This window comes from Streptococcus sp. 10F2, from assembly GCF_054331515.2.
Genome location: NZ_JBTGGE020000066.1, coordinates 1 through 7452 on the forward strand (window position 1 = coordinate 1; position 7452 = coordinate 7452).

General features: G+C 42.0%; 9 protein-coding genes. 6 read left to right on the forward strand and 3 right to left on the reverse strand.

From position 1 onward, the window contains the following. Positions 1–132: 132 nt before the first annotated feature. From hemW to ACXM1Q_RS08405, 4 genes are read left to right on the forward strand one after another with little or no spacing between them, the layout of a single operon-like run. Positions 133–1263 (forward strand): radical SAM family heme chaperone HemW, encoded by a 1131-nt coding sequence (hemW, locus tag ACXM1Q_RS08390; protein WP_458517681.1) that lies wholly within the window; start codon positions 133–135, stop codon positions 1261–1263. 2 nt (positions 1264–1265) lie between these two features. Next, complete coding sequence (locus ACXM1Q_RS08395; RefSeq protein WP_458517682.1) at positions 1266–2003, forward strand: acyl-[acyl-carrier-protein] thioesterase; 738 nt, start codon at positions 1266–1268, stop codon at positions 2001–2003. Then, a complete protein-coding gene (locus ACXM1Q_RS08400) occupies positions 1996–2763 on the forward strand; it encodes a TIGR01457 family HAD-type hydrolase (protein WP_458517683.1) in 768 nt (255 codons plus the stop codon). The genes ACXM1Q_RS08395 and ACXM1Q_RS08400 overlap by 8 nt, the downstream gene beginning before the upstream one ends. Continuing rightward, positions 2756–3370 carry a TIGR01906 family membrane protein gene (locus ACXM1Q_RS08405; RefSeq protein ID WP_458517684.1) on the forward strand — a complete coding sequence of 205 codons (615 nt, stop codon included), beginning with the start codon at positions 2756–2758 and terminating at the stop codon, positions 3368–3370. The genes ACXM1Q_RS08400 and ACXM1Q_RS08405 overlap by 8 nt, the downstream gene beginning before the upstream one ends. Before the next feature lie 286 nt (positions 3371–3656). On the opposite strand, the gene ACXM1Q_RS08410 is transcribed toward ACXM1Q_RS08405, so the two are convergent. Together ACXM1Q_RS08410 and ACXM1Q_RS08415 are read right to left on the reverse strand one after the other, a co-directional pair. Beyond that, on the reverse strand, positions 3657–4544 hold the full coding sequence (locus tag ACXM1Q_RS08410; protein WP_458517685.1) for a cation diffusion facilitator family transporter: 888 nt from the start codon (positions 4542–4544) through the stop codon (positions 3657–3659). A gap of 10 nt (positions 4545–4554) precedes the next feature. Next, positions 4555–5277, reverse strand: coding sequence for a pseudouridine synthase (locus ACXM1Q_RS08415; RefSeq protein WP_458517686.1), 723 nt, complete (start codon positions 5275–5277; stop codon positions 4555–4557). A 109-nt stretch (positions 5278–5386) separates the two neighbouring features. Here ACXM1Q_RS08415 and ACXM1Q_RS08420 point away from each other — a divergent pair, with 109 nt between their 5' ends. After that, complete coding sequence (locus tag ACXM1Q_RS08420) at positions 5387–5749, forward strand: DUF1304 domain-containing protein (RefSeq protein ID WP_458517687.1); 363 nt, start codon at positions 5387–5389, stop codon at positions 5747–5749. Positions 5750–5877: 128 nt separating this feature from the next. Here ACXM1Q_RS08420 and ACXM1Q_RS08425 read toward each other — a convergent pair whose 3' ends face one another. Next, positions 5878–6723: a DegV family protein gene (locus ACXM1Q_RS08425; RefSeq protein ID WP_458517688.1), complete on the reverse strand. Its 846-nt coding sequence runs from the start codon at positions 6721–6723 to the stop codon at positions 5878–5880. Positions 6724–6854: 131 nt separating this feature from the next. On the opposite strand from ACXM1Q_RS08425, the gene ACXM1Q_RS08430 reads away from it, so the two are divergent. Then, positions 6855–7325, forward strand: coding sequence for a deoxycytidylate deaminase (locus tag ACXM1Q_RS08430; RefSeq protein WP_458517689.1), 471 nt, complete (start codon positions 6855–6857; stop codon positions 7323–7325). Positions 7326–7452 lie beyond the last annotated feature (127 nt).

A 7452-nucleotide genomic window follows, 5' to 3' on the forward strand; every position in this document is an offset into this window, starting at 1 on the left:
TGGTCTTGAAATAAATTCGTAGTATGAATGGAGGTGTAAGGGAATCATTCATGTAAATTTCAGATTTGATGAGGTTCTTTTTGATAGGCTAAAACCTGTCTCAAAGTAGGATTTTGGGTTATAATAGAAATTATGAATACCAAACCAAGGGCAGCCTATGTCCATATACCTTTTTGTACACAGATATGCTATTATTGTGACTTTTCTAAAGTCTTTATTAAGAACCAACCGGTGGATGATTATTTACGAGCTTTGATGGAAGAGATTCGGGCTTATGAACCGGGGCCAGTAGATACGCTCTATATTGGGGGTGGTACGCCATCGGCTTTGTCAGCAGCCCAATTGGAATTTCTCTTGGAGGGGTTGGCCTCAATTTTTGATATTAGCCAGGTCCAGGAGTGGACTTTAGAGGCGAATCCAGGTGACTTGTCTCAGGATAAAATTGAGGTTATGGCCAAGGCAGGCTTAAATCGTGTTTCTTTAGGGGTTCAGACTTTTGATAATCGGGAGTTGAAGCAGATTGGTCGGATGCACCAAGAAAAAGATATTTATGAAAGTATTGATCAGCTGAAAGCAGCTGGTTTTCATAATATTTCCATTGATTTGATTTATGCTCTACCTCATCAAACAATGGAGCAGGTCCAAGTAAATGTAGAGAAAGCCTTGGGCTTAGATATCCCTCATATGAGCCTGTATTCTTTGATTTTGGAAAATCATACAGTTTTTATGAATCGCATGCGACGGGGACAGTTGAACTTACCTCAAGAAGATTTGGAAGTCGATATGTTCCATTATATTATTAACAGACTAAAGGAAGCTGGTTTTGATCATTACGAGATTTCTAATTTTTGTCGACCAGGTTATGAAAGTCGACATAATCTCATGTATTGGGATAATGCAGAATATTATGGCTTAGGAGCTGGAGCCTCCGGCTATTTAAATGGCATTCGGTACCGAAATCATGGACCTATCCGTCATTATCTTAATGCAGTCGCAGCAGGAGATGCCCGTGTTTATCAAGAAGAGCTTAGTTTAAAGGAACAGATGGAAGAAGAACTCTTTTTGGGTTTACGCAAGCGAGCGGGTGTCTCGATTGCGCGTTTTGAGAAGAAATTCCAGCGGTCCTTTGATGAGGTTTACGGGTCCGTTGTGCAACAATTGATTCATGAGGGATTATTGATTCAAGAAGGAGATCGACTTCGGACTAGTCAGAAGGGACTTTTTCTAGGTGACACAGTAGCGGAACGATTTATCTTGGAGTAGTTATGGGAAGAGTGTTTCAAGAACAGACCAGAATTCGCTTCGGATGGGTAGATAAGACAGGGAACTTGTCTCTGCCTCGTTTTATCAGTTACTTATTACAATTTTCAGGTAGACAATCGCAAGTCCTTGGTCTGTCTGATCAGGGTCTAGCTGATCGGTATGGCTTGGCCTGGATTGTCGTGGAGCATCAGCTCAAAGTTACTCGCTTGCCTTATTTGGAAGAAGATGTGTTGCTGGAAACTGAGGTTTTGTCTCACAATCGGATTCTCTGTCATCGGTGTTTCCGAGTGACGGATGCTGCTGGTGAGTTGTTGTTGGAGATGCAATCCGTGTTTGCACTTCTAGATTTAGCTAAGCGGAAACTTAGCCGAGTTCCAGAGGAAGTGGCGGAGCGTTATGAATCAATTTTTCAAAAACGGGGACTGCTTCCTTACTCTTTTAAAAAATTGGAGCAGTCTGAAGAGGTGACTTATCCCCTTTATTTTTTTCATATAGATCGAAATGGGCACGTTCATAATACACATTACTTAGAGTGGGCTATGGCTAGCTTGGGATTTGATTTTTTAGAGCAGTACCAGGTCGAGCAGCTGGCGATTAAGTATGTGCGGGAAATTCAGAAATCTGACGAGGTCCTTGTACGGACACAGGTAGAGGATGAGTGCTCGCGTCACGAACTTTATGTAGAAGGGGATTTGCGCGCTCAAGTGGAAATAGAATGGAGAGAGAATCAAGATGTATAAGGGTTATTTGTTAGATTTAGATGGAACTATTTACCGCGGTAAGGAGTTGATTCCGGAGGCGCGTGATTTTGTCAAAGAATTACAGGTACAGGACATTCCTTATCTCTTTGTGACCAATAATACCACGCGCCGTCCAGAAGTCATCCAAAGCATGCTGGCTGAGCGTTTTGAGCTCTCAGTTCCCCTCTCGACTATTTATACAGCAAGTCTTGCGACAGTCGATTATATGTTGGAGAAAAATTTAGGAAATACGGTCTACGTTATTGGTGAGGACGGGTTAAAAGGAGCTATCTTCGATGCGGGATTTGTAGAGGATTCTGTGAATCCAGCTTACGTTGTAGTAGGTTTAGATACGGACTTAACGTATGAAAAAGCTAAAATCGCTAGTTTAGCGATTCAAAAGGGAGCATATTTTATCGGAACAAATCCAGATTTGAATATCCCCACAGAAGAAGGACTCTTGCCAGGTGCTGGCTCCCTTGTTCGTTTTATAGAAGCTAGTACACGAGTAGAACCTGTTTACATTGGTAAACCCAAGGCTATCATTATGGAGAAGGCCTTAGAGCGTATTGGCTTGAAGAAAGAGGAAGTGGTCATGGTCGGAGATAATTACATGACTGATATTCGGGCTGGAATTGATAACGGAATTGCTAGCCTCCTCGTCTTGACTGGTTTTACTCAAGCGGAAGAAGTACCTCATTTGCCAATTGCACCAACTCATGTGGTTCGTTCGCTTGCGGAATGGAGCTTTGATGACTAGGCGTGTTTGGGGAACCGGCCTTCTCTTATCATGTTGGGGTCTTTCCGCCTCTATCTTATTAACGATTCTCCTGTTCGATCTGGGCTATCCTCTCTTTTTGAAAACTTGGGATTTACCTGAAACTTTGGGCTGGACAGCGGAACGCTTGCTTCGACAAGTTGATGTGTTGATGGATTATTTGACCTTGCCCTGGGTGACAGCATTAAAATTCCCAGACTTACCGTCATCGAAATCTGGCCTTTACCATTTTTTCGTGGTGAAGTTGCTCTTTCATTTCTGCCAAGTGGTCTTCCTTGGAACAAGTATCGGAATGATTACCGCCAAACCCTGGCGTTGGCTACCTTCTTCTTGGTACCGAACCTGGGCCCTTCTTCCGCTTGGTCTTGCTCTGCTAGCAGTCCTCGTTGGATTTGACCAGTTCTTCATTTGGTTTCATCAAATCTTATTCCCAGGAGACTCAAGCTGGCTCTTCGATCCTGCAACAGATCCCATTATTTTGTTACTACCACAGGATGCATTTATGCTCGCTTTTGTTTGTTGCGGAATCCTCTATGAGCTCTATTTCATGGCTTGGTATCTTTATGCCAAAAGAAAAGAGCGCCGATAAATCTTCGACAACTCTTTGAGGAAAGTATATATTGAAATAGGAAACCTATACTTAATTATTTTTAAAATCCGATGAAGATAGAACTAAAGTTCATCAAAGAGATTTGACAATGTCAGATGTTGAAGTTCAATGAGTATTAATCGTAAAGAGGCTAGGCAAAAAGTCTTAGAATTAGAAAACAGCTTAGAATGACGTCATTAAAAAACGTTGCTTCTGAGCTGTTTTATTGATTCAAATTTCAAGTGAAGCCGGAAATTGTTCGTTTTTGTTCAGCCTCTTTGGTGGTTTAATGATGATGTCCGTGGTCGTCGATGTCGAGTTTTTCGGTATGGTGTTGGTGTTCGAAGTTGGAGTAGTCGAATTCAACGGCACTTTCTTCGATGTTTTGTGCTTGTAGGAGGTGGTGGACTTGATCTTTCAGAAGGCGTTCGTTGCATCCCTCTTCGATGTGGAGGTGCAACATAGCAACGTGGCGCAAGCCATCCATAGTCCAGACATTGAGTTGGTTGACTTGGTAGACCCCTTCCATTTTCTCAAGTTGTTCTCGTAAGGCTTCTAGGTTGAGGTCTTCTGGTGCTTTTTCAAGAAAAATTTGAAGATTGGCTAGGAATTTAGGAAGGGATTGGCTGAGGATGAAAAGGGAAATGGCAACGGAGAGCAAGGGGTCGAGGAAATACCAGTCGGTAAATTGGAGGATGATGCTGACGAAGAGGACAGCCACCCAACCAAGGATATCTTCTAGGAAATGGAGGGTGAGGATTTGTTGGTTGGCAGTTTCCCCTTTATGAACCAGGCGAGCTGCTAAGCCGTTGATGAGGATAGCTACGATAGCTAAGGCAAGGGTTCCTTGACTGTTAACGACTGGCGGGTTGAAAATTTTAGGAGTATTTTCAATGAGGAGGATGGTAGAACCAGTAATGAGGATTGTGGCAGTGACAAGGGCTGCTAAGATGCTGTAGCGTTTGTAGCCCAGGGTGTAACGGAGATCAATTTGTTTGTCAGAGATTTTTTCTAAATAGGCGGAGAGTCCAATTGCCATAGCATCCCCAAAATCATGAACGGCGTCAGCAAGGACGGCTGATGATTGGAAAAGGACGCCAAAGATGGCTTCAAGAATGGCGAAGGATAGGTTGAGAATGAAAGCGATAAAGGTAGTTTTAGAACTATTTTTCATAATGGCCTTTCTATCTGGTTGCTTCTAAAAGATGGATGAGTTGACTTTGTTCGCTCGCAGTCAGTCCACGATAGGCTCCGTAGGGAAGCTGATGGTCTAATTGGAAGGGACCAAATTGGATTCGTTTGAGGCTAACGACTTTGACCCCAACGGCTAAGAACATTTTTTTGACTTGATGGAATTTACCTTCGGCTAGACTGATGAGGGCTTGGCTCTGGTTAGGGGCTGTCTTTTGAATGGTCAGTTTAGCGGGTAAACATTGATAGCCGTCTTCAAAGATAATACCTGTCTCAAAGAGTTCGGGTAGATTGGGGTGTAGGGGACCGTTGACCAGAACTTGGTAAGTTTTGGTGACGTGGGCATCTGGGTGCAGTAGCTGGTAGCCTAGCGGTCCATTATCAGTAATGAGGAGGAGTCCAGAGGTATCTCGGTCTAGGCGACCGACAGCGTAGAGATTTGGATTCCGGTCAGCGCTTGTTAAGGAATCAAAAACGGTCGCATGGCGTGTATCTTGATTGGCAGTCACGACGCCTCTTGGTTTGTGAAGGAGCCAATAGTGATGTTTCGTTTTTGGGGCTGGCTTTCCTTCAATTAGGACTTCTTGAAGATCGGTATCGACATTTTGAGCGAGGGATTGTACGGGTTTTCCATCGACTAGGATTTGCCGTTTGGCTAGGGCTCGCTTGATATTTTTTCGGCTATAACGATTGGCCAATAGTTGATCGATTCTCATGCCTCCATTGTAACAAATTTTCTGTAAAGGGAAGCGTTTTTTCAAGTTTCTGTTCTTGCTTGTATTTTTTAGATTTGGTACACTGGGATAGTTTTAGGAAGGAGATAAAATGTCTATTATTTCACAAATTTTATTAGTCTTGTCTGCAGCTTTGTTTTTCTTTATTTTCTATTTGGAAACCTTGGCTACGACTTCCGATAAAACGAGCCAGACCTTTGGAATGAGTAAGGCAGATCTCGAATCTAAGTCTTTGAATGTTTTGATGAAAAATCAAGGGGTCTACAATGGTTTTATTGGATTAGGTCTACTGTATGCGGCTTTCTTCAGTGCCAATGGAAAAGAAGTAGCGCTTGTATTTTTAATCAATATCTTGGTAGTAGCCCTTTACGGTGGTTTCTCCAGTAATAAATCCATCATCTTGAAGCAAGGTGGTCTTCCATTTTTGACCTTGCTTAGCTTGATTTTACTCTAAATGAGGCTAGGCAAAAAGTCTTAAAAATCGAAAACAGCTTAGAATTACGTCATTAGCAACGTTGATTCTAAGCTGTTTTATCTATTCACACTTTAAGCGAAGTCAAAAATTGTTCGTTTTTGCTAGGCTTATTTAGTTTCATAGCCAATAAGAATTCCGCCTTCTTCAGCATAGAAACTACAAATTCCAGAAGTTGGGAGAATGTGGATATCTGCTTGAGGGTATTCAGACCGAATGAGTTTGCTTAAATCTTGGCAGAAATCAGGGTTATTCCGGTGAGACATATGGATACGTCCGCCCTTGTAGCCTGCTTTTGTCATTTCTGACCAGGTGGTAGAGACGGCTTTTTTATTTCCACGCGCCTTTTGGAGTAGTTCAAGTTCCCCTTTGTTGCTGGCTTGACCGACCATACGGATATTGAGGAGGCCAACGACTTTTCCGATAATCTTATTCAAACGGCCGTTCTTGACCAGGTTATCTACTTTTTCTAGTATAAAAATCAATTTGCTTTGTTTTTGATAGTTTTCGATAGCCGCGACAATCTCAGGATAAGTCAGGCCTTGCTTGATGTATTCATTGAGTTGGTAGACCAAGAGGTCCATTTCTCCACCTGCTGAAAGACTATCAATAATATGAATTTTAGCATCTGGATGACTCTCTAGATAGATTTCACGCGCTAAGCGTGCAGCGTTGTTACTACCCGATAAAGCTCCTGTAATGGTGACTACAAAAATAGCCTCGGCATCTCCAAAAGCTTGTAGGTATTGATCTGGACTTGGACAAGCTGATTTGGAAGCTTGCTCGCTTGCATACATGACTTCCATCATAAAATCAATATCTAGATTCTCTTTATCGGTAAATGTTTTATCTCCTACCTGCACATACATAGGCACGGATTCAAAGCTTGTCTGTGGAGCAAGCTGCTCCAATTGACGATAATTAGATGCAGAATCTGCAATAATTTTCCATTTCACAATAGGATTCTCCTTTTTAAAAATGAACACTTTTAAGTTTTATGTCTTATTTATAGTATAGCACACTTTTGCGAAAAATCCAAAGAAAAAGCGAATATGCTATAATTGACTAGTATTTAGGAGGAAAGGTTATGTCACATCAACGATTAGCTTGGGATGAATACTTTGCTGCTCAAGCTTTATTAATTTCGAACCGCTCGACTTGTCAGCGAGCTCAGGTAGGGGCTGTATTGGTTCATGATAATAAGGTGGTCTCTACAGGCTATAATGGCTCTATTTCAGGAACAGAACATTGTATCGACCAAGGGTGTCTCATTGTCGAAGGCCATTGTGTCCGTACTTTACATGCGGAGGTCAATGCTATTTTGCAGGGTGCGGAGCGCGGAATACCACGGGAGTTTACAGCTTATGTGACTCATTTTCCTTGTCTTCACTGCTCGAAGCAGTTGATGCAGGTTGGTTGTTCTCGTGTTGTCTATATTCACGATTATCGAATAGATGCCTATGCACAAGAACTATATCAGCAAAAGGGAGTGACCTTGTTACAGATTCCACTTGAACAGGTACAAAAAGCAGTTCAAGAAAGTAGTTTCTTTCAATAACCCCACGACAAACGCATGAAAGATTCTAGTAGATTTATTCCCTACTAGAATCTTTTTAAATTAGTACCCTTAAAAATTTATCGAATACCATACTCAAATGGAACTTCTTTCGTCTCATACTCATATC